Source organism: Ruegeria sp. CH10 (assembly GCF_056537125.1).
Window position 1 is genome coordinate 437,036 of sequence record NZ_JBQFQY010000001.1, and the last position, 24,504, is coordinate 461,539.

The following is a 24,504-nucleotide window of genomic DNA, read 5'->3' on the forward strand; positions in this document are numbered from 1 at the left end:
TAGGCTGAGCTGACGAGTCCGTAAGTAAAACCTAAACTAGCTGTCCAGCAGCGAAGCACCTGACAAAATCAATCGCTTCTTTTGCGGCAAGGACGATATCCTCTTCCTTGTGAGGCGGATCATCGAATTTGCCCCCGTGCGAAAGGTCGTTGATCATCACACTCTTAATTTCGATGTTGTAATCGTTGATAAGCACCTCGGTAAACCTTCCGAAGTCCACCAGATCAGGACGGCAAAACTTCCACATTCCCTCAATCACAGATCGAATACAGTTTGGGGTCCGATAGTCCGCAGTTTCTTTGCCTTCACTAACAGCAAGCACATGTTTTAGCTGCTGTTGATGTGGCGTTGCAAATCCCTTTTGACTGGACAGGATATGACCGCTCGCGTTTGGCACGAGTTGAAACAACCCACTTGGCTTAATAGCTCGATTGCTGCTTGCCACGTTATAAAAATAGTTGTTGTGAGTAAGGATCAACATTCTTGGTCGAGGATGGGGCGAGTTCGGGTCAAACACGATTTCTCCCAATGGCCCGACCCTAAGATACTTGAGTGTTTGAACAATCGTATAAACAAAATCGGACGACATAGAGGTTACCGGATCGTCAAACACATAGAACAGGCGTTCATAGTCCTCGTTGCTCTCTACTCGAAGGTGCGATTGAGCCAGAAAATAGCAGAACGCCATAACGGCCTTCTCACCATCTGAGAGCGTGCGATCAATTTTCCGCAACGCCGCCGTATCGCCGCGTGATACGACGAAGGTTTTGTCATCGAAGACATACTTGTCTCCAAAGAAACGCTTGAGCAGTTCCCTAAATGTATCTGCCACTCTTGCGCGAGCGTCCGCTTTGTCGCCTTGTGTCTTCTTCAGCTCCACAATCTCGGCTTCGAGAGAGGCCGCTTGCGAGGACAATTCACGCACTTCCAAGACCTCCGCGTCCTTTGTCCGTGCAAATTCTATCTCAAACGCAATACAGGCTGCGTTCTGGATACGTCGTCGTTCGGCTCCGGAGTCATCAATCAGTTTTGCGACATCTGAGGCAATCGATCTGTTCCCTGTTGCAGCGGTCTCAATCGCGCTTACCGCCACAGCGGACGTGTCGGTAGGAAGTGTGAGAACTTGTGTAAGGTCGCTCAACTTCTTTTGAAGCTCTCGCTTAAGGTCCTCAAAATACTCACTAACCTGCCCGCAATGAGATGAGACCTCCAAATATTGTTTGTCCCGCATCGAAGGAAAATATTGCTTTAGGTCATCAAAACTCTCTTTGGCTGCCAAGCACCTATTTTGCCAGCCATCCAAAGCGGCAATCTCAGCGTCGATTTTCCTAATCAAACGTTCTATGTTGGACTTCTCTTTTGCCTCGGCATCGTTGAAATAGTCCACATAGGCGTTCACGGCTTGGAGTGCGTTGGATGAGAGAGTTTGGGTACAGAATGGACATTCCGTCGATTTTTCTTGGTACCTAGCAGCGCCAAGCTCAAAGAAAGTTGGGTCAGTCTGAATTTTCTCTTTGAATGCTTCTGCTACGACAGATGGTGAAGTTACTCGACCAAGAGATTCGGATACCGCCTCCAGATTCAACGAAGGGTCTTCCCATTTGGGAAATTCGGCTACTGCAGCATCTGGCGGTAGGCTTTTGAAGTCAGTGTAGTCGGAGAGAAGCTTTTTGACCGTTTCGCTGTCTTCGGATACCGCATAGGGCGTTACCTCAAAAAAAGCGTTGCTGGACAAAGATTTATATGCACCCAACTGCCTATTGATCTGGAAGTCTTTTCTCAATGCTTCCTTTTGCTCAGAGAACTGCTCATCTAGAGTCGACCGCTTTTGCGCGAACTGCTCATTCGTCGAGTTAAGCTGTGTTTGTTTTTCGTCTAGCTCGCTGTTGTCTTGGCCGACAATGATCTCATGGCTAATGTCCCCATCAGGCGTATACCCCTTTTGACGTAAATGGAAATCGACATAATCTTCGGAAAAAACGTGAAAAATATATGCTGATTGAGACTTGTTCACGCTGTCGAGGTGAGCGTTCAAACCAAGAGAACCAACGCACGTAGTATCTTCGTAAAGCTGGAAATAACCTTGTCTGTTCGCAGACTCCTCTGAAACAAGTAGCTTGGGAATCTCGTGTTCATCCAACCCTAAGGTCGCCTCATCGTCTAATAGTCGGAGTGAACGTGCCAAGAAGGACTTTCCAGTACCATTCCTAGCAAAGATCAAGTTCTGCTTTTCGCTGGATAGGGGCGCATCCAAACTCATGATTGGCCCTATGTGCTGGGCTTGAATCTTAAGTGTTGGCTTGGGGGTTTTAAGAGTGCTCATCTTGCCGTGTTTGAAATCAATTAACTCAATCCGATACTACAAGGGTGACAGCACAACGCCAACTACTTATGCGAGAGTCGTGATGCGTTGTTGCCGAAAATTAAGGTGCAGGTAGTATGCTGTCATTGACCGACGCCATCGAACATACAAACGCATGTATTGAAAAGGTTTTGTTCGCACAAAAGGCGGATTCTCAAGTAAGGCACGGCAATTTACCTCGGGTAGAATTGGTAGAAGACAGCCGCTTCTGGGCTTCTGTTGTATGGCAGCACAAGACTTGCGAATTACGGCTCAGTACAGAAGTAATCGCCTTAGCTTTTAGACTTTGGCGTGGCGACATTCATAAGGTGTTTTCTGGAACGGTTCCACTCACAGAAACAGCCAATCGAGCCGAACAGCGACTGCATCACTCACTGACTTGGCTGATACTACATGAGCTTGGCCATTTGGACTTGGGTCACTTTGAGTTGGCGAACGAATTTGGCGTTGCGCAACGGTCCCGTCAGGATGTCCATACTATTGATGCCATCCGATACGACCTTCGCCACTTAGCGCCCCATTGTCTCGAAATGCAGGCGGATCATGAAGCTACAGACACGTTACTAGGTGCTTATTCTACTGATGGTTGGCATGAGTTGCGTGAGAAGGTTTTGGCAATCTCTGGCATGATGATGCTGATCGAACTTGAAGATGCGAAGAACGATTTCGAAGGCCACACACACCCAAAGGCGGCGACACGGATTTTCCAGCTTTTGGGGCATGTGGCAGAAATGCCTTTGGTGCTGGCGCAAGTCCATCACGATTCATCGCTCATCCCCGAAGAAGAAGAACTGCAAGCATTCTCGCGAGACGCGACCATCCCCTGTTTTTTTGATGCCGTTCGATTGGCGCAAGCGACTAGTGCCGTTTCCATCACAAATGATCTCGGCAACTCTGAGGACTTTTTCAAAGACTTGGAAATCGCCAAACTGGGCGATCCTTCACGATATGGCGAACTTAAAACCCAAGGTGCTCAGGAGTGGGCAAAGCTCTGGCCTTGCAATGAAGCTCTCAAACCGATCTTGGGCGGTCACTTTAGAACTTAGAGCCTCTGTCTACCCTACGCTTTGAGACACGCGGTTTCTATTTGCGTGATCCCGACAGCTTTGAAAGAGCGCTTCGGTCATTTCTTTAGTGACCGTCAGTTGAGACCAAGCATCGTTGGGTCCCTGTAAGTGTGGTCCGTCCTTGTGACTGACTGAGTTTCTCAAATCACGCGATGCGCCCCAGCGTTTGGCGGCAACATCATCAAGTATCCCTTGTTCGCATGCCCATTTCTGCAATTCAGCATAAGTTCTTCTGAGAACCGACTTTGACGGCCGAGTCTCCTTGATCGCCTCGCGAAAAGCGCTCTCGCCAAAACGAAACAGTTCTTCGATACCAAGTGTGAAAAGAGGATAGTGATAGCAGCCATACACAATACAAGCTTGAGCACGGTCAAACATCTCCTGCAAGTATTCAGGAAGTTCAACATCAATCGTCACCGAAAGAAACATCCTGACCCATTCCTCGGTTGGATGGGTATAAGGGCCGATACCATGAACGCTCCATACGTCGAGCCTTGGGTCTCGCTCCATATGGTTTTTGACAGTTAGAACCTGCTCTGATTTTTGTTTTGTATCCATAGCAGCCTCTAGTCAGTAATTTGATTTTCAATATGCACTCGTAGAGCTTTCAAGTGCTTCCCGAAATTTTGGAATGCTACATCCCATGTCAGATAGCCAGCGATAAGAAAACACAAACCAAGCGCGATCACGAAGCCGCGCCAGATGCCTCGCTTGAGCTTGATCAAACGAGTGTTTTCGGCAGTGGCCTCGTCGGCTTCATCAAGGCTAACTTTCAGAACGAAAGCCATATAGAAGGCGGAAATCAAACAGACAAAGCCGATAACCAAACCAATCGTTCCCAGCATAACCAGCGCTAATTGCGGGTATTCCTTGGCCCGCAGCAGGAAGTCAAAAGCGAAACCTACACTCCCTAGCAATATCACTAAAACAGCTATGGCTTTGACTTCAAAACGCCTGAGCAGTTCTTTTTCCTGCACCTTACTATCTGGCATTATTCTTCCTTTAAATCTTACACTTAGAATGAGCAATCGAGGAGCTTAGCTTACCTCAGTTGATATGTGCAAATCTCACATACATGCGTAGGTACTCTTCAAATTGATGGCCAGACTGAGGGCAAGGCCGTCTTGTGAACGTTCGACATCGGTTAACTGATATCAGTAAATCCACTTACCACCTGAACCGTGACGCGGTGCAAGTTGCACGGGTTGTCAGCAACCCAAGTGATGAGGTTTTTTAGATCAGTTGGGATGTCGTCTGTCTGCGCAGTGACTAATGCAAAATCGTGCAGGCCCTCATCGTGGTTTTCTCTCAAGGGATCAAGTTTCCCTTCCATCGTTTTTGGCAGGCGGTTTTGACCCGCTTGAATTTCAGCGCATGGTTCACCGTCTGAGCCGAGTGGGATGTTATGCCATTGACCCCTCACACCTTGGAATGCAACCACGTGCCCATCAGCCTCACTATCTAGCTCGAAGCAAAAGCGCTCACCAAGCCGAATAGCAGTGTCCGCTGATTTCAACTGGCTTTCACGTTCAATGATCCCCATCGCCGTGGACACCATGGCCACTCGAAACCGATCTGATGTCGCCATTTCATCCAATATCTCTCGCCACCTCATCTCGGGCGTTTGTGGGAATATCTCCGGTGCTTCCAGATGCGCGACATTGAAGTGAAGATTGAGCAGAAAGTCGTACAGGACTTTCGCCCGTATCGCTGAATATTCCCCTCTTTGCAGATTGCGCCGATAGTTATCGGCCAAGCTCCAAGGCGGATCGAACGGCGTTTGCAGGAACTGATCAAATCGTTCATTTGTCAGTTCCGCCGCTGCTACTAATGCTTTGTAAAGTTTCGCTTTATGCGCTTTGTTCTTTGGGTCAAATGACATGAGGACTATGTTCCTATGGCAATATTTGTCATTTTCTGACATACTATGTGTAGGAGGACCAGATATGGCCAGCATGAATATTTCCCTCCCCGATCCAATGCGGGATTGGGTGGAACAGCAAATGAAATCCGGGCGTTACGACAACGCCAGCGAATACATGCGTGACCTCATCCGCCATGATCAGGATCGTGCCTCCAAGATCGCAGCCATGCAACGTCTGGTCGATGAGGCTATGGCCAGCGAAGACAGTGGTAAATCCCTCGCCGAAATCCGTGCCATCGCCAGACAACAGGCAGGAACTACAGCCTCAGAATGAACTATCGCCTTTCTGCAAAGGCGGAAGCCGATCTGATCCAAATCTATGTTGATGGTGTTCAAGACTTTGGCGTCGTGCAGGCCGAAGCCTATCAGGACAAGATCGACCAAACGATTGAACTGATCTCGAATAATCCTGAGATGGCACGTTTGCGGGATGAGATCACGCCACCCATCCGAGTCCATCCGGTGCATGCGCATGTAATCATCTATCTGGTTGACGATAACCGGATGGTCAGAATTTTGCGTGTGCGTCATGGCCGTGAGAACTGGCCCGAAAACCCCATTGGGTAATCGTTTCAGTACTCTCGATCACCCGTTTACACCCTCCTTTCACCTGAGATCACCGTGGGCCTGCCACGGTAAGGTCACATCTAAGCGCATAGGATGATTGAAGAATTATTCTTGCGTGGTGCAAGATGATGTGGTTATATGTTCTATATTTGTTCTCATTCCAATTTATGGCGAGACCATAGTGGAACGAACCCATCACCAAACATTTTGAAGAAAGGAGCGCGTGCATGACCTGTCCGCCAGATAAAATAGATATGCCTATTCGACCCAGCCTCGCCGTGGACTGGGAAGTCTATGCAGCCATGCTGGAAGACAGCGATATGCCGTTGGATCAGCAGCAAGAACTGATCGAAACTCTGTGGTCCATCGTCGTGATGTTTGTCGATCTCGGTTACGACCTGCACCCCATCCCGCAAAGCTGTGGAGAAAATGAGGAAGCATTGGATCAGGATTCCACGGATTTGGTATCCTTGTTGAACAACAAATGGGCGCAGACCCGCGCAGAGGAGGACCAATGGCAGGAGTAACACCAAAACCAACAAAGGCCGTGATCTATGCGCGTGTATCTGGGGCAAAGCAGGTGCGTGAAGGCGATGGTCTCGCCTCTCAGGAAAACCGTTGTCGGGAATACGCCACTTACAAAGACTATGATGTGGTTGAAGTGTTCATGGACGATATGTCGGGCAAATTCGAACGCCGCCCTGCAATGGATCGCATGCTGGCCTTCCTGCGTCTGCACCCCAAAGACAGTGTTGTTGTCATCATTGACGACATCAGCCGTTTTGCCCGTAACGTGCAGGCCCATATTGCCCTGCGCGAAACTCTGTCGGACGCTGGCGGCATTCTGGAAAGCCCATCCATTGAGTTTGGGGAGGACAGCGACTCGCGTCTTGTAGAACACATGCTGGCCTCGGTCGCGCAGCACCAGCGCGAGAAGAACGCGGAACAAACCTCAAATCGAATGAAGGGTCGCATGATGAACGGCTATTCCGTCTTCGCCGCTCCTATCGGCTACGAGTACAAGAAGACAGGCTCACACGGCAAGCTTCTCACCCGTGTTGAACCCATTGCCACCATCATCAAGGAAGCATTGGAAGGCTATGCCTCTGGTCGGTTCTCGGCACAGGCGGATGTGCGACGCTTCCTAGAAAGCCAGCCTGACTTTCCCAAAGACCTGCCGGATGGGAAAATCCGTCAGCAGAAAGTCACGGACATGCTAAACCGCGTGATCTATGCGGGCTATGTTGAGCATGAACCTTGGGGCATCACACGCCGCAAAGGCCATCATGAAGCTCTGATCTCGCTGGAAACCTACAAGCTCATTCAAGAGAGACGAAATGGCAGAAGCGTTGCGGCCAAGCGTCCTGACATCAACGAAGACTTCCCTCTACGTGGTGCGGTGAACTGCGCGTGCTGCGACAAGCCCATGACCGCGTATCACGCACGGAGCGCCACAGGCAGACGCTACCCCTACTACAACTGTCAGACGAAGGGGTGCTCTGAATATCGCAAAGGCATTCGTGCCGAGAAGATCGACACAGGCTTTGAGGCGATCTTGCGGTCTCTGACCCCGAGCAAAAACATGCTAGATATCGCGATGTCCATGTTGAAAGACGCATGGGATCAGCGCGGTAATCAGGCCAAGCAAGCTAAGGCCGAAATCAAACGCCAGCACAAAGAGTTGGACAAGCAACAAGATGCGCTCGTTGAGCGCATGATCGAGACTTCGAATCCAAAAGTGATGGCGGCGCTTGAAAGCAAAATCGCCAAGCTGGAAGAGGACAAACTGCTGCTGACCGATAAGCTGTCCCACACCACGAAACCCACACGCAGCATTGGTGAAATTATCGAACTCTTGAGGAACTTCCTATCAAACCCTTGGAATATCTATGAAAACGGATCGCTCGTCGTGAAGAAAACCATCCTCAATGCAGCCTTCAAAGCCCCATTGGCATACGACCGCCAAAACGGTTATCGAACTCCGCAAACATCTGTAATCTTTGAGTTTTTAACGGATTTCACATCAAAATGTGAAATGGTGCGGTCGAGAAGACTCGAACTTCCACGGGAGTTACCCCACAGCGACCTCAACGCTGCGCGTCTACCAATTCCGCCACGACCGCACTGCCTGTGACTTGGTAGAGGGGCGTATAGACGGTGATGATCCGGATGTGAAGAGGCAAAAACACGCCGGTTTGAATTCCCATCCAACGTTCATATCTGTAAGGATGTCTTCCACCCCTTTCCCCACGCCAGGAGATCAATCATGACCACCCCCGACCCTCGCCCTGTTGTGCAGATCGACGTTGTCTCGGATGTGGTCTGCCCCTGGTGCATCGTGGGGTTCCGGCAGCTGGATCAGGCCTTGCAGCAGGAAAACGTGCTGGCGCGGCTGCGCTGGCACCCGTTTGAGCTGAACCCGACCATGCCGCCCGAAGGTCAAAACCTGCGCGAGCATATCATGGAGAAATACGGCTCGACCGCGGAACAAAGCCAGGAGGCCCGCGAAAGGTTGACGGCCATTGGAGCGGAAATGGGCTTTACCTTCAATTTCGATGAGGACAGCCGGATCGTGAACACGTTTGCGGCGCATCAGTTGTTGGATTGGGCCGAAAGCCAGGGGCGTCAGCACCCGCTGAAACTGGCGTTGTTCGATGCTTACTTCACCGACCAAAAGGATGTCTCTGAACACGATGTCCTGTTAGAGGCGGTGGCGGCTGCGGGTCTGGACCCTGAGGCCGCCAAGGCCGCGCTCAGCTCAGGGGACCACGTCGCGCCCGTGCGGGAAAAGCAGCAGTTCTGGTCCAGCCGGGGTATCTCGGGCGTTCCGTCGATGGTCTTTGGGGGCAAGTACCTGCTGACCGGCGCGCAAGGTGCGGATGCCTATGCCCAGATCCTGCAGCGCTGTCTGGCCGAGGCCGCCTGACCCCTTTTCCTTAGCGACCCCGCGCGATATGGAACCGCCATGGAATGGAAGATCACCGAAGGGCTTGTCGACTACCCCGACGCCGTCGCCTTTATGGAGGCGCGGGTCGCCGCGATCGCTGCGGGCGAGGCGGATGAATGCGTCTGGCTGCTGGAGCATCCCCCGCTTTATACCGCAGGCACCTCGGCCCGGATCAAGGATCTGACTGATCCAGACCGCTTTCCGGTTTATGAGGCCAAGCGCGGTGGCGAATACACCTATCATGGCCCCGGTCAGCGCGTCGCTTATGTGATGCTGGACCTGAACAAGCGCGGCAAGGACGTGCGGGGATTCGTCAAACAGCTTGAGAATTGGGTGATTGCCGCCTTGGCCGAGTTCAACGTTCAGGGCGAAATCCGCGACGGGCGTGTGGGCGTTTGGGTACAGCGTCATGACAAACCGTTAACCGCCTCGGGCCAGCCCGCCGAGGACAAGATCGCAGCCATTGGCCTACGTCTGCGCAAATGGGTCAGCTTTCACGGCATCTCGATCAATGTCGAACCTGATCTTGAGCATTTCTCGGGCATCGTTCCCTGCGGCATCAGCGAACACGGGGTGACCTCGCTGATTGACCTTGGGTTGCCAGTGACACTGGACGATGTTGATGTTGCCTTGCAAAAAACCTTTGCCGAAAACTTCCAGCCCATCACCGCCTGAGACAGCATCGAATCGCTAAACCCCGAAAGAGGCTGTAACAATCCGCGCCCTTAAAACCCTTTTGTTTCCTAAGCTGGCCGTAATGCGCCCGCCGTCTCTATAAAATTGCGCAAAATTGTCGAAAAGCAGACTCAAAACGATACAAGCCGCGTCTTTCACGTTATCCTATAACGACCGTTCTAGAGTGAGTGGTGTGTTAAACCGGTGATCCTGGGTAAACCGGGTATTCGGACAAGTGTTTGGTTACGAGTCTGCCGTTCCGACCCCAAATCGGAACGGCAATTCCATTTCAGGGCCCATGCCTGACCCGAATTCAGCCCAGAGCCGCTTTGATCTTTTCCGCATGAGCTGCAATCAGGTCGAAATCTCCCATGTTGCCAGGCGGGCGCATCGTTACGCCTTCGTGACGCGGCAGAATGTGGAAATGCAGGTGGAACACCTCTTGTCCGCCTGCGGCCTCGTTGAACTGCTGGACGGTGACACCGTCCGCGTCAAATGCTTTGATCACCGCTTTGGCCAGTTTCTGAACTGTCGCGGTCACGGCAGCCAGTTGCTCGGGTGATGCATCCAGCAGATTGCGGCAGGGCGTTTTGGGGATCACCAGCAAATGTCCGTCGGATCTTGGCATGATGTCCATAAAAGCAAACGTGTCATCGTCTTCATAGACGCGGGTCGAGGGGATTTCTCCGCGCAGGATCTTGGCAAAGATGTTTTCGGGATCATAAGCGGCCATGTTCTGTCTCCGAATTTCGGCTGTTGCGCACAGTTCTGCGCCCCCTATTCCAAAGGGTCAAGGCGGAACTCTGCTGATGGCGGCGCGCATCACCCTCGGGGCCTCTTGAAATTCGGGGGCTCATTGCCAGATACACCCTGTTGATGGCCAAGATTTCGCGGGTTTTCCTCCGACCCGCGACAATTATTCTTGATCCAGATCAAACTCGACCATTGAAGGCGTCCCTTTCGCATTCTAAAACCAGCAGGAAACCCGCGCGTCGGAGAGGTCCGAATGCGCGCTGCATATGCAACAGGAGGCACCTAATAATGGCAGACGCAGCCATTCATGGTCACGACCATGAGGACGAGCGCAGCTTTTTCCAGCGCTGGTTCATGTCGACCAATCACAAGGACATTGGCATTCTCTACCTGATCGTCTCGGCGCTGGCCGGTTTGATCTCGGTTGCGATGACTGTTTATATGCGCCTTGAACTGATGCACCCGGGCGTTCAGTACATGTGCCTCGAAGGCTTCATGGCCGACCCGTGCACCCCCAACGGACACTTGTGGAACGTCATGATCACCTATCACGGTGTTCTGATGATGTTCTTTGTGGTCATCCCTGCCCTGTTCGGCGGATTTGGCAACTATTTCATGCCGTTGCAGATCGGTGCGCCGGATATGGCGTTCCCGCGGATGAACAACCTGTCTTTCTGGCTGTACGTGGCTGGTACCTCGCTGGGTGTGGCCTCGCTGCTGTCTCCGGGCGGGAATGACCAGCTCGGCTCGGGCGTTGGTTGGGTTCTTTACCCGCCACTGTCCACGACCGAGGGCGGCATGTCCATGGACCTTGCGATTTTCGCCGTGCACGTATCGGGCGCCTCCTCGATCCTCGGCGCGATCAACATGATCACAACCTTCCTGAACATGCGTGCCCCGGGCATGACCCTGTTCAAGGTGCCGCTGTTCAGCTGGTCGATCTTCGTCACCTCATGGCTGATTCTGCTGTCGCTGCCGGTTCTGGCGGGCGCGATCACCATGTTGCTGATGGATCGCAACTTTGGTTTCACCTTCTTTGACCCGTCCGGCGGCGGCGATCCGATCCTGTATCAGCACATCCTGTGGTTCTTTGGACACCCGGAAGTGTATATCGTGATCCTGCCCGGGTTCGGCATCATCAGCCACGTGATTGCGACCTTCGCGCGCAAGCCGATCTTTGGCTATCTGCCGATGGTCTGGGCGATCATCGCAATCGGTGTTCTGGGCTTTGTTGTGTGGGCGCACCATATGTACACCGTTGGCATGTCGCTGCGTCAGCAGGCCTACTTCATGCTGGCCACGATGGTCATCGCGGTGCCCACAGGCGTTAAGGTCTTCTCGTGGATCGCGACCATGTGGGGCGGTTCCATCGAGTTCAAGACGCCGATGCTGTTCGCCTTCGGCTTCCTGTTCCTGTTCACCGTTGGCGGTGTGACCGGCGTGGTGCTGTCGCAGGCCGGTATCGACCGTGCCTATCACGACACCTACTACGTGGTGGCACACTTCCATTACGTGATGTCGCTGGGTGCCGTGTTCGCGATCTTTGCGGGCGTATACTTCTACTTCAGCAAAATGACGGGCCGTCAGTACTCGGAATTCTGGGGCAAAGTTCATTTCTGGCTGTTCTTCATTGGCGCCAACCTGACCTTCTTCCCGCAGCACTTCCTGGGTCGTCAGGGCATGCCGCGCCGTTACATCGACTACCCTGAGGCCTTCGCGCAGTGGAACTTTGTGTCGTCAATTGGCGCGTTCATCTCGTTCGCTTCGTTCCTGCTGTTCTTCGGCATTGTCTTCTATGCGCTGTTCCGCGGCGCGAAAGAGACGCGTCCGAACCCGTGGAACGAATATGCGGATACGCTGGAATGGACCCTGCCCTCGCCGCCGCCCGAGCACACGTTCGAGCAGCTGCCAAAGCAGGAAGACTGGGACAAGGGCCACGCGCACTGATCCCGCCAAAGCCAAAGAAAACCCCGCCAAACCGGCGGGGTTTTTTCTTTGTGACGCAGGCATTCGCCAGATGCCCAAAAATCGGGTATCCTGTGGGTGATGACACAACCGGCAGTCCGGGGGTCTCTCATGCCTGAAATTGACTTTTGGTACTCGATCGGAAGCACCTATAGCTTTCTGACCATCATGCGACTGGATGACTGGTGCGCTGAAAAAGACGCCTCGGTCCACTGGCGGCCCTTCAATGTGCGCAGTGTGATGCAGGACCAGCAGAACATCCCTTTTGCAGGGAAACCGGTCAAATCCGCCTATATGTGGCGCGATATTGAGCGCCGCGCCGCCAAGTATCGCATCCATGCCCGCCTGCCTGCGCCCTACCCGATCTCGGACCTTGCACTGGCCAATCAGGTGGCGCTGCTGGGGATGGGGGATGGCTGGGGCAAGGCATTTACGCAAATACTCTATCGCATCTGGTTCGAAGAAGGCGTCGAGGCCGGCAGCGAAACCGCCATCACCGAGGCCCTGCACAGGTGCCAGCAAGACCCGCGCATGATCCTGGCACGCGCCCGCAGCCCCGACACGGTGGCCGCGCTTGAGGCGCAAACGGATCAGGCGATAAAACTGGGCATATTCGGCGCCCCAAGCCTTGTTGTCCGCGGAGAGGTTTTCTGGGGCGACGACCGGCTGGACGATGCGCTGTCCTGGGCGCGGGTCGGCCACGTGGCCTGATCATTTCCGTTAGACTCGAACCTGCAATACGCTAGTTTTCCGCCATGCCCTATCGTTGGAATCAGACCTCTGACACGGAACAGGAACTGCGCCTTTGGCCGCATAACTCGCTGCCACCGCGCGGGGCGATGTATGTGATCCTGTCCGTGTTTCTGTTTGGGCTGATCCCGGTGCTGGCGATGCTGGGATCGGTGGTGTTGTGGGGGCTGCTGCCCTTCCTGCTGTTGACGGTGCTGGGGCTTTGGCTGGCGATCCAGACCAACTACCGCGCGCGCAGCGTGTTCGAAGTTCTGACCCTGACCGGCACACAGGCGCATCTGGTGCATCACGATCCGCGCAGCGGTCAGCAGGAATGGACCTGCAACCGATACTGGGCCCGGCCTGAAATGCATGAACGCGGTGGACCCGTGCCGAATTATGTCACCCTGACAGGCGACGGTCGCGAGGTCGAGATCGGCGCGTTCCTGTCCGAGGATGAACGGATCGCGCTATACGATGACCTCATGAAAAAACTGCGCGAACCGGTCGCGCAGTCGTAGCCGTTTCAGATTTCCAAAGGTCTCAGCAACTGCCGCTGGAGGCGGCGCATAGGTGGTCTTTGACCATCGGGCCGACCTTGCCGAAATCCATCTGGCCGGTGTACCGGGTCTTAAGCTCACCCATCACCTTGCCCATATCGCGGATCGAGCCTGCTCCGGTCGCCGTGATTGCGGTCAGAATGGCTTTCGAGACCTCGTCCTCATCCAATTGCTTGGGCAGGAATTCCTCGATCACCTCAACTTCGCGCAGCTCACGCTCGGCCAGATCCAGCCGTCCGCCCTCTTCATAGGCGCGGGCGCTTTCCTTGCGCTGCTTGGTCATTTTCCCAAGGATTTCAAGAACCTCGGCATCGCCGCAGCCCTTGGCCTCTTCGTTATCCGACGCGCGCGAGGCGATGTCGCGGTCCTTGATGGCCGCATTGATCAGCCGCAGCGTCGACAAACGCTCGGCTTCCTTGTCTTTCATTGCTTGCTTCAGGGCGGTGTTCACCCGTGATCGCATATCCATATGATCTGTCCATCCCCATGGAAAAAGGAACCCCGACCATATCGAAACAAAAAGCGCGACACAACCGGAAGCGAATATCTCTAAGTCATTGAAATATAACAATAGCCCAAAATTTGAACAGGCTTGACCCAAAGGCGGAACCCCCTTAGGTATGCGCCGGTTTACCTTGCAGGAGAGTCGCGCCATGGCCCAGAACGCCCCGTCCAAGCCCACCGCATGTCTGGCATTGGCCGACGGCACATTGTTCTACGGGATGGGCTTTGGTGCCACCGGTCAGACCGTCGCCGAGCTGTGCTTTAACACCGCAATGACCGGGTATCAGGAGATCATGACCGACCCGTCCTATGCGGGCCAGATCGTGACCTTTACCTTCCCCCATATCGGCAATGTCGGCGTGAACCCCGAGGATGACGAGACAGGCGACCCTGTTGCCGCTGGCATGGTGGTCAAATGGGACCCGACCGAGCCTTCGAACTGGCGCTCGGCCGAAGAGTTGAAAACCTGGCTGACGCGTCGTGGCCGCATCGCCATTGGCGGCATCGACACCCGCCGCCTGACCCGTGCCATCCGCCAGCAAGGCGCACCGCATGTGGCCCTGGCCCACGACCCCGAGGGTAATTTCGATATCGAAGCTCTGGTTGCCGCCGCGCGCGGTTTTGCCGGGCTGGAAGGAATGGATCTGGCCAAAGAGGTCACCTGCGCCCAAAGCTATCGCTGGGATGAGATGCGGTGGGCCTGGCCCGACGGTTATACCCGTCAGGAGGCCCCGGCGCACAAGGTTGTCGCCATTGACTATGGTGCCAAGCGCAACATCCTGCGCTGTCTGGCCTCGGCCGGATGCGATGTGACCGTCCTGCCTGCCACAGCGACCGCGGCCGAGGTGCTGGCCCATAACCCTGACGGCGTCTTCCTGTCCAACGGTCCCGGTGATCCGGCGGCCACTGGGGAATATGCCGTTCCGATGATCAAAGAGGTTCTTGGCACCACCGACCTGCCCGTCTTTGGCATTTGTCTGGGACACCAGATGCTGGCGTTGGCCCTCGGCGGTCAGACCGTCAAGATGAATCACGGCCACCACGGAGCAAACCACCCGGTCAAGGATCTGGACACCGGTAAGGTCGAGATCACCTCGATGAACCATGGTTTTGCAGTGGATGCCCAGTCCCTGCCCGACGGTGTAGTGGAAACCCACCGGTCGCTGTTTGACGGCTCGAACTGCGGCATCCGCATGACCGAACGTCCCGTGTACTCGGTTCAGTACCACCCCGAGGCCTCGCCCGGCCCACAGGACAGTTTCTATCTGTTCGAACGCTTTGCCGATGCGATGGCCGCGCAAAAAGCACAGGCTTAATACGAAGACCGGCCATGGTTAACCGGCTGTTAACCTAAGTTGAGCAACCCTGACAACGGGTCACCGTTTCAGGGTTGTTTCTTTATGGTTCAGCATAGCCTGCAGCATTTCGCGCATGCCGCGCCAATCCCTGCACGGCATCGCAAACCATTGGGGGTGTGCCTGCTTGATCGCGGTCTGATCACCCAATCCCAACTGGACGAAGCGCTGTTTCTGCAAACGTGGCAACGCGCCCCTTTGGGTGAAATCCTTGTGGCCGAAGGCTGGGTCGACCGACAGGATGTATTGGATGCCGTATCCGAACAATCTGGCTTGCAAATCGCCGATCTTGGCAACGTCCCCCCAGACCCCGAACTATGCGCAATCAAACCGGCCACGTTCTGGCTGACCCACAGTGTCATTCCCTGGCAGCGTATTGGTCCCATCCTACTGGTTGCAACAGAACGGACCGATCTATTCACAACCGTGCGAGATGAACTGCAGGACACAGGCCTGGTCATAATTCCCGTCCTTGCGTCGGCCCACCAGATCGAGACCGCCATCGCAAACGTGTTTTCTGACGATTTGGCCAAAGCCGCCGAGACCCGAGTGGATATTGAGCAAAGCTGTCGATCCTGGACTTTGCGGTCTCGTATCGGTCCGGCCTTCGCGGTCGTTTTTGCCGCTGCACTACTGGCCCTTTTCCCTCTGGCCGGCGTGGCCGTACTGGTGGGTGCCGCAGTTCTAAGCCTATTATTGTTCCTGTCACTGCGCCTTGCCGGGGTGATGAGCTACCTCTGGCAGAGAATGATTGAGGGGAAACACCCACCGGCACCAACCCCGCCGCAGGCTTTGCCGCGAGTCTCGATCATGGTGCCGTTGTATAAAGAGAAAGAAATTGCAGGCGCGCTTATCCGCCGGTTGAAGCGGCTGACCTACCCCAAAGCGCTGTTGGACGTCGTGTTGGTCCTCGAACAAAGCGATGATCTGACACGATCCACGTTGGCCAAGGTCAACCTGCCCAGTTGGATCAGAACCGTCGAAGTACCGGAACGCAACGGTCTGACCACCAAGCCCCGGGCGATGAACTATGCGCTGGATTTCTGTCATGGGGACATCATCGGTGTCTGGGACGCCGAAGATGCCCCGCAACCCGATCAGATCGAACGGGTCGTGCGTGATTTCGCGCAGGCCGCGCCGGACGTGGTCTGCCTGCAAGGGGTGCTGGATTACTACAATCCTCGCACGAACTGGCGGTCACGCTGTTTTACCATCGAATACAACAGCTGGTTCCGGGTGGTTCTGCAGGGCATCGCACGGCTTGGTCTGGTTGTGCCCCTGGGCGGAACAACCTTCTTCTTTCGCCGCGACAAGCTGTTGGAACTGGGCGGATGGGATGCCCATAACGTGACCGAAGACGCCGATCTTGGCGTGCGTCTGTCCCGTGCGGGCTATCGTACCGAGATGGTCGACACAGCAACCTACGAAGAGGCCAACTTTCGCGCCTGGCCCTGGGTTCGTCAGCGTTCGAGATGGCTTAAGGGCTTCATGGTCACCTATCTTGTGCACATGCGCTCGCCCGTCAGGTTGCTGCGGGATCTGGGCCTCTGGCGCTTTCTGGGGGTTCAGGCGTTTTTTCTGGGGACGCTGGGGCAGTTTTTACTGGCCCCGGTCCTGTGGCTGTTCTGGCTGACCACCTTTGGTCTCAGCAGTCCGGTTGATCCGATCCTGCCTGCGGCGGGGATGGCTGCTCTGATCGGCCTGTTCCTGTTTGCCGAATTCGTCAACCTATTGGCCGGAGTGCTGGCCGTCGCAGCACAGGAAAGACGGTTCTTGCTGCCGTGGCTCGTGACGATGCCGCTTTACTTCCCATTGGGCGTGCTGGCCGCGTACAAAGCCCTGTGGGAACTGGCACTTGACCCGTTCTTTTGGGACAAGACACAGCATGGCCAGGCCAGTGAAGAAACCCCGGTCTCCTAGCGTTCAGCCTTCGCGCCGGGTCGCATCCTGTTTCAAACGGGTCATGAAAGCGACCGAGATATGCTCTTTCAGGGTCCGTTCTGCCGCATCCTCGTCATGGGTGGCGATCGCATCAACTATCGCCTTGTGCTCGCTTTGGGCAACCTCCCCGCGGCCCTCGACGGCCAGTGATGTCGTTGCCATCAGCGCCATAGTCCGATGCACAAGATCCAGCTGCTGCACCAAATAGCGGTTATGCGAAGCCAGATGAATCTGCTCGTGAAAGCGTCTGTTCGCGCGCGACAGGGCTGAGGGATCGTTCACCAAAGCATCATCTTCGGCGACCATTTCCTGTAGCACCCGGATCTCTTCATCCGTCGCGTGTTTGGCGGCCAGACGTGCGGCAAGCCCCTCCAACTCACGCCGCACCACATAAAGCTCGGCCATCTGGTTATGGGTGAGCGAGGCTACAATCAGCGACCGGCCATCCCGTTCCAGCAGAGACTGGGTTTCCAACCGCTGCAGCGCCTCGCGGATCGGAGTGCGCGAGACACCGAACCTCTCTGCCAGCTCACTTTCGACAAGGCGGTCGCCTGGGCGATAAACACCCACATCAATCGCTTCGAGTATAAGGCTATAGGCGTCTTTGGACGGCTGTCTGGATTGGGGCATTGGGTGGTTCGTCTCCTCGTTCGGTCATGTCTATCCGTCACCTGCCCCCCGGATCAAGAGCGGCATTGAAAACCGGGCGTTCGCGCTCTACACCCAAGGCATGGTGAAACCAGCCTTTTCCCACGTCACTCAATGGGTGTTTGATCTCGACAACACCCTCTACCCGCCCCACATGCGCCTGTTCGATCAGATCGAGGTGCTGATGACGGATTACGTGGTGCAGGCCATCGGTGTGGACCGGGCCGAAGCCGACCGACTGCGCTCGCATTATTGGCGGGAATACGGGACCACGCTGGCCGGTCTGATGGCCGAGCATGATCTGGACCCCGACCCCTATTTGCATGCGGTGCATCAGGTCGACATGAGTCATATGGACACCGATGCCGAGCTGGCCGACCATATCCGTTCCCTCCCCGGTCGCCGCATCGTCTATACCAACGGCAGCGCCCCTTATGCCGAACGTGTGCTTGAGGCGCGCGGCCTGAGCGGTCTGTTCGACGCGATCTATGGGGTTGAACATGCGGGCTATCGCCCCAAGCCGGAAAAAGCCGCGTTCGAGGCGATCTTTGCGCAGGATGGAATCGACACCGCGCAAGCGGCGATGTTCGAGGATGACCCCCGCAATCTGGCCGCCCCCCACGCTATGGGAATGCGCACAGTTCACGTCGCGCCCGAGCCGCATGAGGCCGATCATATTCACCACCACACCGATGATCTAACCGCGTTTCTGGCGCGTCTGCGATAGGCTGTCACACTGCGACGATCTGCACATTCTGCAGCTGCAGCAACGCCCCTATATGCGCCTCAGCGACGAACAGAATCGGAGACCCCATGAGCGCGATCGAGATGCCTCGGCGCCTGCCCATTTGGCAGCGCCTGTTGTTTGCAATCCCCCTGTTCGGCTGGATGGCCAAGGATGCCGCCCACGCCGAAGGTGATGATTGGGGTTATACCGCCCTTGCCATCGTAAGCATGTGGGGCTGTTCGACCCTGTTGTTCGGGCTTCCGGGTCTCTATATCCCCGCCGTGATGATGGTTCCGGTGATGTTCCTGATCCTCATCCTGATTTCACGCGGCTGATGCACGGGACAGGATGTCACTTGGCACCTTGCGCGGAACCGCACTAGGTTTTGCCAAAACGGAGGCCAAGGTCATGAAAGACAGCTGTGACATCCTGATTTCCGGCGGAGGAATCGCCGGGCTGACCGCTGCGGCGGCCTTTGGAAGCGCTGGGTTCGACGTGATCTGTGTCGACCCCACCCCCCCCATCACCGAGCGTGACGTGGACGGGTCCGACCTGCGGACCACGGCGTTTCTGCAACCGGCACAAGGGCTGTTGGAACAATGCGGGTTGTGGCAGCGTCTGGACGCCCACGCCGCACCGTTGCAGATCATGCGCATTGTGGACGCAGGCGGCGACGTGCCCGAACCCCGCGTGGTGCGCGATTTCAACGCCGCCGATATCTCGGACCAGCCCTTTGGCTGGAACCTGCCCAACTGGCTGTTGCGGCGCGAGATGGTCGCCCGTCTGGCAGAACTGCCCAACGTGGATTTCCGCCCCGGCACCGGCACCGTCAGCCTGTTCACCCGTACCGTTGAGGCCCGCGTGGGCCTGAGTGATGGCAGCCGTGTCCGTTGTAAAATGGTGGTGGCGGCGGACGGGCGGAATTCGCCCATGCGCGAGGCAGCCGGGATCAATGTCCACACCACACGCTACGGCCAAAAGGCGCTGGCTTTCGCCGTAACACATCCGGTCCCGCACGAGAATGTCTCAACCGAGATTCACCGGTCGGGCGGGCCGTTCACCCTGGTGCCCCTGCCCGACTGGCAGGGTCAGCCGTCGTCAGCCATTGTCTGGATGGAGCGCGGCCCCCGTGCGGTTGAGCTGTTGAACACCGCGCCGGAAGACTTCGAAGCGTTGATGACCGAACGCTCTTGCGGGTTGTTCGGGTCGTTGAAACTGGCTTCGCGCCGGACGATCTGGCCGATCATCAGCCAATCGGCCGAGCGTCTTTCGGGAGAACGCATCGCTTTGATGGCCGAGGCCGCCCATGTGGTGCCGCCCATCGGCGCACAAGGTCTGAACATGTCGTTGGGCGATCTGCGCAGTCTGCTGGATCTGGCCCAAGCCCGCCCCGAGGGTTTGGGTGACGTCCAAATGCTCGATGCCTATCACAAGGCGCGCCATACCGAGGTTGAGATGCGCGTGAAGGGTATCGACCTGCTGAACCGCGCCTCGATGATCGAGGCACGGCCGCTACGTGATGCGCGGGCGATGGGGCTGAATGCGCTTTATTCCCTGCCGCCTGTGCGTAAGACGCTGATGCAGATGGGCCTCGGCGTACGCTGAGGCCCAAGGGGATCAGAGAACCTGATCCAGTACGCGCTTCAGCCGCGCAATCGTGGCGTCCACATCATACAGCTTGTCCAGCCCAAAGAGGCCAAGACGGAAGGTGCTGAATCCCTCGGGCTCATCGCATTGCAGCGGCACACCGGCTGCGATCTGCATGCCAAGGGCCGCGAACTTTTTGCCATTCTGCACCTCGGCGTCCGAGGTATAGCTGACGACAACACCCGGCGCGCCAAACCCATCTGCGGCCACCGACACAACGCCTTTTTCCTTAAGCATGGCGCGGACACCGTTGCCCAAGGCCCATTGCGCATCCCGCAGCTTTTCAAAGCCATAGTCGCGGGTTTCAATCATGGTGTCGCGGAACGCCTGCAATGCGTCCGTGGGCATGGTCGCATGATAAGCATGCCCGCCATTTTCATACGCCTGCATGATCTGACGCCATTTCTTCAGATCGACAGCGAAACTGTCCGAGCTTGTCTGCTCCAACCGCGCCTCAGCCCGTTCAGACAGCATGACCAGACCGGCACAGGGCGAGGCGCTCCAACCTTTCTGAGGGGCCGAGATCAGGACATCGACGCCCGTAGCCTTCATGTCAATCCAGGCACAGCCCGAGGCAATGCAGTCCAGCACCATCAGCGCGCCGACCTCATGTGCGGCTTCGGCCATCGCGGTCACGTAGTCATCGGGCAGAATAAGGCCGGCCGATGTCTCGACATGGGGCGCGAAGACAACATCAGGGCGCTGTTCACGGATCGCGGCAACCACCTCTTCGATCGGCGCAGGGGCAAAGGGCGACGGGTTGGAATTTCCGGTCTGCCGCGCCTTGAGCACCGTGGCCGAGGCCGTCAGTTCCGCAGATTCGATGATCTGGCTCCAACGGTAAGAGAACCACCCGTTCCGCACGACCAGAACGTTGGCATTGCGCGCAAACTGACGGGCCACGGCCTCCATCCCGTAGGTGCCGCCGCCCGGAATCACAGCGACCCCATCGGCGTTATACACATCCTTAAGCATCGCTGAGATATCACGCATGACGGTCTGAAACCGAGCCGACATATGGTTCAGAGAGCGGTCCGTGAAGACGACCGAAAACTCCTCAAGCCCATCGGGGTCAATACTATTCAAAAGCGCCGGCATGAATTGTCCTTTCAAGCAGTTCTCTGGCCACGTGACTCGTGCCTCCGGGATTGGTAAGGCAGTTATCTTGCGCAAGCAACTGACGCAACGGAACTTTATTTCCCGCCCCTAAAATTAACTGCTCCAACATTAAATGTACCTCAACATGACGCCAAATAGTGTCACCACCCCTTTACACCCTGAGGTGTTTCTGAACAGATACATACACTTTGTAGAAGAAAGGTATTGCTTCTCGTGACTGCTCAAAAGCGGATCAGTTTTCAAGTCATACGGGACGAAGTCAAACGTCGTATTGAGAACCGGATTTGGCCACAGGGATCATTGCTGCCCACCGAAACGCAGCTGGCCGAGGAATTCAATTGTGCACGCGCTACCGTTAACCGGGCTTTGCGCGAACTGGCTGAACAGGGATTTGTCGAGCGTAAGCGCAAAAGCGGCACGCGGGTCAAGAAGGAACCCAGCAAACACGCCAAACTTGAATTTTCGCTGACACGCCAAACAGTTGAGGGCCAAAACTCAGCTTATCGATATGCCTTGGTTGAGCGGAACATCGTGCCCAGCCCTGGCTGGCTTGCCTCGCAGCTCAGCGTGTCACCGGATGCACGGGTGCTGCATGTCATCTGCATGCACTACGCCGATAACCGTCCCTTTCAGCTTGAAGAACGCTGGATCAACATCGACTCGGTTCCCGATGTCGAGCATGCCGACCTGAGCGATCAGGGCCCGCATGAATGGCTGCTGAACGTCGCGCCATTTACCGAGGCTGAGATCGCCTTTTGCGCGATTTCCGCAGACGGGCGTCTGGCCGAGTTCATGGGCACCACCGCCGGAACATCGATGATCCAACTGGAGCGCACCACGTGGAAAGACGGCGTGCCGATGACCTTTGCCCGGATGACGCATCATCCCGGCTTTTGCATCCGTACCAGATACTGACCGGCCCTAGCCAATCGGGCCGGGCAGCCTCTCTTCGCTCAGAAGCACGTTTGCCTCAACATCGCCTGCGCCCGGCAAGGTCATGATCCGGCGTCGCAGAACACGCTCAAAATCAGACAGGTCGCGGGCCACCACCCGCAGGCGATAATCGTAAAGACCCAGCACGTGTTCGACGGTCTGAACCTCGGGGATGGCGCTGACGGCGCGCTCGAAATCCTCAAGGCTGATTTGCCCTTTTCGGGCCAGTTTGACGCCCAGGAAAACCGTGACACCGAATCCCAGCGCCTCGGCGTTCAGGCGCAGACGACGGCCCCGGATGATACCCGCCGTTTCCAGCCGCCGGATACGCCGCCACGTGGCGGGTTGAGACAGCCCCAGTTTGCGCCCCAAAGCCCCCGCGCTTTGGGTGGCGTCCTGCGCCAAGGCCCGCAGAATGTGCCGGTCGGTGTCATCCAGATCGATCATACCGGCAAGACCTCGTTGGATTTCACCCGCGCGATATGCATCAGGGCCTCGATGTCGGCGATATGCGGCAGGGTCAGAATGCGGTCGCGGTAAACTTCCTGATAATGGGACATGTCACGCGCCAGCACCGAAAGCCGCACATCGACACGCCCCAGAAAGGTCTGGATTTCAATCACTTCGGGGACAACCCGCGCGGCGGCCGTGAACTCATCAAAGGCGCGGGGTTGGGTCTTGTCCAACGTCACCCGCAACGAGACCTCGACCGTGTAGCCAAGCGCGGCCCAGTCGATGACCGCCTCTTGCCCTTGAATAACACCTGCGGCCTGCATCTTTTCCACCCGGCGCCAGCAAACACCCTGGCTGATCCCACACCGTTCGGCCAGCTCGGCCATGGAGAGTGTAGGCTCGGGTTGTAAATGGCGCAAAATGCGCCGATCCAGATCATCAAGCATGAATTTTTCAAAACCTCGCTATCTGATGAATAATTTTTCATCTTTTTCGCAAATACTCAATGGTTCACCGCTCGCCATCTAAGATCAACGGAACTAAAAGCACAGCAACCGCAACTGAAAGGACCGAAATCATGCGCGTCTATTACGATCGCGATTGCGACATCAACCTGATCAAAGACAAAAAAGTGGCCATTCTGGGCTATGGTAGCCAGGGCCACGCACACGCGCTGAACCTGCGCGACTCGGGTGCCAAGAACCTGGTCATCGCCCTGCGCGAAGGCTCGCCCTCGGCCAAAAAAGCCGAAGGTGAAGGTCTGCAGGTGATGGGTATCGCCGAAGCCGCCGCGTGGTGCGACGTCATCATGTTCACCATGCCCGACGAACTGCAGGCCGAGACCTACAAGAAATACGTGCATGACAACATCAAGCCCGGCGCAGCGATTGCCTTTGCCCACGGCCTGAACGTCCACTTTGGCCTGATCGAGCCGAAAGAAGGCGTGGACGTCATCATGATGGCCCCCAAAGGCCCCGGCCACACCGTGCGTGGCGAATATGTCAAAGGCGGCGGCGTGCCCTGCCTGGTAGCCGTGAACAACGACGCAACCGGCAAAGCGCTGGAAATCGGCCTGTCCTATTGCTCGGCCATCGGTGGCGGTCGCTCGGGCATTATTGAGACCAACTTCCGCGAAGAATGCGAAACCGACCTGTTTGGTGAGCAGGCCGTTCTGTGTGGCGGTCTGGTCGAGCTGATCCGCTGCGGCTTTGAAACACTGGTAGAGGCAGGCTATGCGCCCGAGATGGCCTATTTCGAGTGTCTGCACGAAGTGAAGCTGATCGTGGACCTGATCTATGAAGGTGGCATCGCGAACATGGATTACTCGATCTCGAACACAGCCGAATACGGCCAGTATGTCACCGGCCCGCGTATCCTGAAATACGACGAGACCAAAGCGCGCATGAAAGCGGTTCTGGACGACATCCAGCAGGGTAAATTCGTTCGCGACTTCATGCTGGAGAACGCCGTTGGTCAGCCGACCATCAAAGCGTCGCGCCGCGCCAATGACGAGCACATGATCGAGGAAACCGGCGCAAAACTGCGCGCCATGATGCCCTGGATCTCGGCTGGTAAAATGGTCGACAAGGAAAAGAACTGATCCTGACGGGTCTTTCGGAAAGGGCGGC

General features: G+C 56.0%; 27 protein-coding genes, 1 tRNA gene and 1 pseudogene. 17 read left to right on the forward strand and 12 right to left on the reverse strand.

What is annotated here, in order from left to right:
- Window positions 1-31 precede the first annotated feature (31 nt).
- Entirely contained in the window at window positions 32-2,323 is a 2,292-nt protein-coding gene (locus ACRZ94_RS02155; RefSeq protein WP_480796567.1) for an AAA family ATPase, read from the reverse strand.
- 116 nt (window positions 2,324-2,439) lie between these two features.
- Here ACRZ94_RS02155 and ACRZ94_RS02160 point away from each other — a divergent pair, with 116 nt between their 5' ends.
- Window positions 2,440-3,408: a hypothetical protein gene (locus ACRZ94_RS02160; RefSeq protein WP_480796568.1), complete on the forward strand. Its 969-nt coding sequence runs from the start codon at window positions 2,440-2,442 to the stop codon at window positions 3,406-3,408.
- 9 nt (window positions 3,409-3,417) lie between these two features.
- Here ACRZ94_RS02160 and ACRZ94_RS02165 read toward each other — a convergent pair whose 3' ends face one another.
- From ACRZ94_RS02165 to ACRZ94_RS02175, 3 genes are all read right to left on the reverse strand, one after another.
- Entirely contained in the window at window positions 3,418-3,987 is a 570-nt protein-coding gene (locus ACRZ94_RS02165) for a hypothetical protein (protein WP_480796569.1), read from the reverse strand.
- An 8-nt stretch (window positions 3,988-3,995) separates the two neighbouring features.
- Window positions 3,996-4,421: a hypothetical protein gene (locus ACRZ94_RS02170; RefSeq protein ID WP_480796570.1), complete on the reverse strand. Its 426-nt coding sequence runs from the start codon at window positions 4,419-4,421 to the stop codon at window positions 3,996-3,998.
- 152 nt (window positions 4,422-4,573) lie between these two features.
- A complete protein-coding gene (locus ACRZ94_RS02175; RefSeq protein ID WP_480796571.1) occupies window positions 4,574-5,311 on the reverse strand; it encodes a hypothetical protein in 738 nt (245 codons plus the stop codon).
- 64 nt (window positions 5,312-5,375) lie between these two features.
- Between ACRZ94_RS02175 and ACRZ94_RS02180 the strand changes: the two genes are divergently transcribed.
- The 4 genes and pseudogenes from ACRZ94_RS02180 to ACRZ94_RS02195 form a co-directional block, all read left to right on the forward strand.
- Window positions 5,376-5,627, forward strand: coding sequence for a type II toxin-antitoxin system ParD family antitoxin (locus ACRZ94_RS02180; RefSeq protein WP_480796572.1), 252 nt, complete (start codon window positions 5,376-5,378; stop codon window positions 5,625-5,627).
- Window positions 5,624-5,920 (forward strand): type II toxin-antitoxin system RelE/ParE family toxin, encoded by a 297-nt coding sequence (locus ACRZ94_RS02185; protein ID WP_480796573.1) that lies wholly within the window; start codon window positions 5,624-5,626, stop codon window positions 5,918-5,920. Before ACRZ94_RS02180 ends, ACRZ94_RS02185 begins: the two co-directional genes overlap by 4 nt.
- A gap of 254 nt (window positions 5,921-6,174) precedes the next feature.
- Window positions 6,175-6,447: a hypothetical protein gene (locus ACRZ94_RS02190; protein ID WP_480796574.1), complete on the forward strand. Its 273-nt coding sequence runs from the start codon at window positions 6,175-6,177 to the stop codon at window positions 6,445-6,447.
- Window positions 6,435-7,406, forward strand: a pseudogene (locus ACRZ94_RS02195) (recombinase family protein); the annotation flags it as partial. The gene ACRZ94_RS02190 and the pseudogene ACRZ94_RS02195, both read left to right, overlap by 13 nt.
- Window positions 7,407-7,505: 99 nt before the next feature.
- Here the strand turns inward: ACRZ94_RS02195 and ACRZ94_RS02200 are convergent.
- Together ACRZ94_RS02200 and ACRZ94_RS02205 are read right to left on the reverse strand one after the other, a co-directional pair.
- Window positions 7,506-7,733 (reverse strand): hypothetical protein, encoded by a 228-nt coding sequence (locus ACRZ94_RS02200; protein WP_480796575.1) that lies wholly within the window; start codon window positions 7,731-7,733, stop codon window positions 7,506-7,508.
- A 223-nt stretch (window positions 7,734-7,956) separates the two neighbouring features.
- Window positions 7,957-8,043, reverse strand: a tRNA-Leu gene (locus tag ACRZ94_RS02205).
- 143 nt (window positions 8,044-8,186) lie between these two features.
- Between ACRZ94_RS02205 and ACRZ94_RS02210 the strand changes: the two genes are divergently transcribed.
- Together ACRZ94_RS02210 and lipB are read left to right on the forward strand one after the other, a co-directional pair.
- Window positions 8,187-8,846, forward strand: coding sequence for a DsbA family oxidoreductase (locus ACRZ94_RS02210; RefSeq protein ID WP_480796576.1), 660 nt, complete (start codon window positions 8,187-8,189; stop codon window positions 8,844-8,846).
- A gap of 39 nt (window positions 8,847-8,885) precedes the next feature.
- Entirely contained in the window at window positions 8,886-9,542 is a 657-nt protein-coding gene (lipB, locus tag ACRZ94_RS02215; RefSeq protein ID WP_480796577.1) for a lipoyl(octanoyl) transferase LipB, read from the forward strand.
- A 313-nt stretch (window positions 9,543-9,855) separates the two neighbouring features.
- Here the strand turns inward: lipB and ACRZ94_RS02220 are convergent, their stop codons facing one another.
- Window positions 9,856-10,275: an HIT family protein gene (locus tag ACRZ94_RS02220; protein ID WP_480796578.1), complete on the reverse strand. Its 420-nt coding sequence runs from the start codon at window positions 10,273-10,275 to the stop codon at window positions 9,856-9,858.
- Window positions 10,276-10,583: 308 nt separating this feature from the next.
- On the opposite strand from ACRZ94_RS02220, the gene ctaD reads away from it, so the two are divergent.
- From ctaD to ACRZ94_RS02235, 3 genes are all read left to right on the forward strand, one after another.
- Entirely contained in the window at window positions 10,584-12,242 is a 1,659-nt protein-coding gene (ctaD, locus tag ACRZ94_RS02225; protein WP_480796579.1) for a cytochrome c oxidase subunit I, read from the forward strand.
- Window positions 12,243-12,371: 129 nt separating this feature from the next.
- The gene (locus ACRZ94_RS02230) at window positions 12,372-12,971 is read left to right on the forward strand and encodes a DsbA family protein (RefSeq protein ID WP_480650633.1); all 600 of its coding nucleotides are present in this window, start codon (window positions 12,372-12,374) and stop codon (window positions 12,969-12,971) included.
- Window positions 12,972-13,015: 44 nt separating this feature from the next.
- A complete protein-coding gene (locus ACRZ94_RS02235; RefSeq protein ID WP_480650631.1) occupies window positions 13,016-13,510 on the forward strand; it encodes a DUF2244 domain-containing protein in 495 nt (164 codons plus the stop codon).
- A gap of 22 nt (window positions 13,511-13,532) precedes the next feature.
- Here ACRZ94_RS02235 and ACRZ94_RS02240 read toward each other — a convergent pair whose 3' ends face one another.
- Entirely contained in the window at window positions 13,533-14,018 is a 486-nt protein-coding gene (locus ACRZ94_RS02240; RefSeq protein ID WP_480650629.1) for a GatB/YqeY domain-containing protein, read from the reverse strand.
- A gap of 184 nt (window positions 14,019-14,202) precedes the next feature.
- Here ACRZ94_RS02240 and carA point away from each other — a divergent pair, with 184 nt between their 5' ends.
- Both carA and ACRZ94_RS02250 read left to right on the forward strand, forming a co-directional pair.
- Window positions 14,203-15,369 carry a glutamine-hydrolyzing carbamoyl-phosphate synthase small subunit gene (gene carA, locus ACRZ94_RS02245; RefSeq protein WP_480650627.1) on the forward strand — a complete coding sequence of 389 codons (1,167 nt, stop codon included), beginning with the start codon at window positions 14,203-14,205 and terminating at the stop codon, window positions 15,367-15,369.
- 84 nt (window positions 15,370-15,453) lie between these two features.
- The gene (locus ACRZ94_RS02250) at window positions 15,454-17,328 is read left to right on the forward strand and encodes a glycosyltransferase (protein ID WP_480650625.1); all 1,875 of its coding nucleotides are present in this window, start codon (window positions 15,454-15,456) and stop codon (window positions 17,326-17,328) included.
- Between the two features lie 3 nt (window positions 17,329-17,331).
- On the opposite strand, the gene ACRZ94_RS02255 is transcribed toward ACRZ94_RS02250, so the two are convergent.
- Window positions 17,332-17,979, reverse strand: a complete 648-nt coding sequence (locus ACRZ94_RS02255; protein WP_480650623.1) for a GntR family transcriptional regulator — start codon at window positions 17,977-17,979, stop codon at window positions 17,332-17,334.
- Window positions 17,980-18,079: 100 nt separating this feature from the next.
- On the opposite strand from ACRZ94_RS02255, the gene ACRZ94_RS02260 reads away from it, so the two are divergent.
- From ACRZ94_RS02260 to ACRZ94_RS02270, 3 genes are all read left to right on the forward strand, one after another.
- Complete coding sequence (locus ACRZ94_RS02260; RefSeq protein ID WP_480796913.1) at window positions 18,080-18,724, forward strand: pyrimidine 5'-nucleotidase; 645 nt, start codon at window positions 18,080-18,082, stop codon at window positions 18,722-18,724.
- 86 nt (window positions 18,725-18,810) lie between these two features.
- Complete coding sequence (locus ACRZ94_RS02265) at window positions 18,811-19,059, forward strand: hypothetical protein (RefSeq protein WP_480650620.1); 249 nt, start codon at window positions 18,811-18,813, stop codon at window positions 19,057-19,059.
- Window positions 19,060-19,132: 73 nt separating this feature from the next.
- The gene (locus ACRZ94_RS02270) at window positions 19,133-20,329 is read left to right on the forward strand and encodes a UbiH/UbiF family hydroxylase (protein ID WP_480796580.1); all 1,197 of its coding nucleotides are present in this window, start codon (window positions 19,133-19,135) and stop codon (window positions 20,327-20,329) included.
- Window positions 20,330-20,341: 12 nt separating this feature from the next.
- Here ACRZ94_RS02270 and ACRZ94_RS02275 read toward each other — a convergent pair whose 3' ends face one another.
- Window positions 20,342-21,469 carry an aminotransferase class V-fold PLP-dependent enzyme gene (locus ACRZ94_RS02275; protein ID WP_480650616.1) on the reverse strand — a complete coding sequence of 376 codons (1,128 nt, stop codon included), beginning with the start codon at window positions 21,467-21,469 and terminating at the stop codon, window positions 20,342-20,344.
- Between the two features lie 234 nt (window positions 21,470-21,703).
- On the opposite strand from ACRZ94_RS02275, the gene ACRZ94_RS02280 reads away from it, so the two are divergent.
- Complete coding sequence (locus ACRZ94_RS02280; protein ID WP_480796581.1) at window positions 21,704-22,405, forward strand: GntR family transcriptional regulator; 702 nt, start codon at window positions 21,704-21,706, stop codon at window positions 22,403-22,405.
- Window positions 22,406-22,411: 6 nt separating this feature from the next.
- Here ACRZ94_RS02280 and ACRZ94_RS02285 read toward each other — a convergent pair whose 3' ends face one another.
- Entirely contained in the window at window positions 22,412-22,870 is a 459-nt protein-coding gene (locus ACRZ94_RS02285) for an Lrp/AsnC family transcriptional regulator (protein ID WP_480650612.1), read from the reverse strand.
- The gene (locus ACRZ94_RS02290) at window positions 22,867-23,322 is read right to left on the reverse strand and encodes an Lrp/AsnC family transcriptional regulator (RefSeq protein ID WP_480650610.1); all 456 of its coding nucleotides are present in this window, start codon (window positions 23,320-23,322) and stop codon (window positions 22,867-22,869) included. The genes ACRZ94_RS02285 and ACRZ94_RS02290 overlap by 4 nt, the downstream gene beginning before the upstream one ends.
- Before the next feature lie 131 nt (window positions 23,323-23,453).
- Here ACRZ94_RS02290 and ilvC point away from each other — a divergent pair, with 131 nt between their 5' ends.
- Window positions 23,454-24,476, forward strand: a complete 1,023-nt coding sequence (gene ilvC / locus ACRZ94_RS02295; RefSeq protein ID WP_480650608.1) for a ketol-acid reductoisomerase — start codon at window positions 23,454-23,456, stop codon at window positions 24,474-24,476.
- Window positions 24,477-24,504 lie beyond the last annotated feature (28 nt).

Coding starts and splice junctions, on each gene's coding strand:
- ilvC (WP_480650608.1), top strand. CDS start 23,454: ATGCGCGTCTATTACGATCGCGATTGCGACATCAACCTGATCAAAGAC.
- ACRZ94_RS02210 (WP_480796576.1), top strand. CDS start 8,187: ATGACCACCCCCGACCCTCGCCCTGTTGTGCAGATCGACGTTGTCTCG.
- ACRZ94_RS02160 (WP_480796568.1), top strand. CDS start 2,440: ATGCTGTCATTGACCGACGCCATCGAACATACAAACGCATGTATTGAA.
- ACRZ94_RS02180 (WP_480796572.1), top strand. CDS start 5,376: ATGGCCAGCATGAATATTTCCCTCCCCGATCCAATGCGGGATTGGGTG.
- ctaD (WP_480796579.1), top strand. CDS start 10,584: ATGGCAGACGCAGCCATTCATGGTCACGACCATGAGGACGAGCGCAGC.
- carA (WP_480650627.1), top strand. CDS start 14,203: ATGGCCCAGAACGCCCCGTCCAAGCCCACCGCATGTCTGGCATTGGCC.
- ACRZ94_RS02265 (WP_480650620.1), top strand. CDS start 18,811: ATGAGCGCGATCGAGATGCCTCGGCGCCTGCCCATTTGGCAGCGCCTG.
- ACRZ94_RS02240 (WP_480650629.1), bottom strand. CDS start 14,018: ATGGATATGCGATCACGGGTGAACACCGCCCTGAAGCAAGCAATGAAA.
- ACRZ94_RS02175 (WP_480796571.1), bottom strand. CDS start 5,311: ATGTCATTTGACCCAAAGAACAAAGCGCATAAAGCGAAACTTTACAAA.
- ACRZ94_RS02185 (WP_480796573.1), top strand. CDS start 5,624: ATGAACTATCGCCTTTCTGCAAAGGCGGAAGCCGATCTGATCCAAATC.
- ACRZ94_RS02220 (WP_480796578.1), bottom strand. CDS start 10,275: ATGGCCGCTTATGATCCCGAAAACATCTTTGCCAAGATCCTGCGCGGA.
- ACRZ94_RS02290 (WP_480650610.1), bottom strand. CDS start 23,322: ATGCTTGATGATCTGGATCGGCGCATTTTGCGCCATTTACAACCCGAG.
- ACRZ94_RS02250 (WP_480650625.1), top strand. CDS start 15,454: ATGGTTCAGCATAGCCTGCAGCATTTCGCGCATGCCGCGCCAATCCCT.
- ACRZ94_RS02255 (WP_480650623.1), bottom strand. CDS start 17,979: ATGCCCCAATCCAGACAGCCGTCCAAAGACGCCTATAGCCTTATACTC.
- ACRZ94_RS02275 (WP_480650616.1), bottom strand. CDS start 21,469: ATGCCGGCGCTTTTGAATAGTATTGACCCCGATGGGCTTGAGGAGTTT.
- ACRZ94_RS02165 (WP_480796569.1), bottom strand. CDS start 3,987: ATGGATACAAAACAAAAATCAGAGCAGGTTCTAACTGTCAAAAACCAT.
- lipB (WP_480796577.1), top strand. CDS start 8,886: ATGGAATGGAAGATCACCGAAGGGCTTGTCGACTACCCCGACGCCGTC.
- ACRZ94_RS02170 (WP_480796570.1), bottom strand. CDS start 4,421: ATGCCAGATAGTAAGGTGCAGGAAAAAGAACTGCTCAGGCGTTTTGAA.
- ACRZ94_RS02230 (WP_480650633.1), top strand. CDS start 12,372: ATGCCTGAAATTGACTTTTGGTACTCGATCGGAAGCACCTATAGCTTT.
- ACRZ94_RS02270 (WP_480796580.1), top strand. CDS start 19,133: ATGAAAGACAGCTGTGACATCCTGATTTCCGGCGGAGGAATCGCCGGG.
- ACRZ94_RS02260 (WP_480796913.1), top strand. CDS start 18,080: ATGGTGAAACCAGCCTTTTCCCACGTCACTCAATGGGTGTTTGATCTC.
- ACRZ94_RS02285 (WP_480650612.1), bottom strand. CDS start 22,870: ATGATCGATCTGGATGACACCGACCGGCACATTCTGCGGGCCTTGGCG.
- ACRZ94_RS02235 (WP_480650631.1), top strand. CDS start 13,016: ATGCCCTATCGTTGGAATCAGACCTCTGACACGGAACAGGAACTGCGC.
- ACRZ94_RS02155 (WP_480796567.1), bottom strand. CDS start 2,323: ATGAGCACTCTTAAAACCCCCAAGCCAACACTTAAGATTCAAGCCCAG.
- ACRZ94_RS02190 (WP_480796574.1), top strand. CDS start 6,175: ATGCCTATTCGACCCAGCCTCGCCGTGGACTGGGAAGTCTATGCAGCC.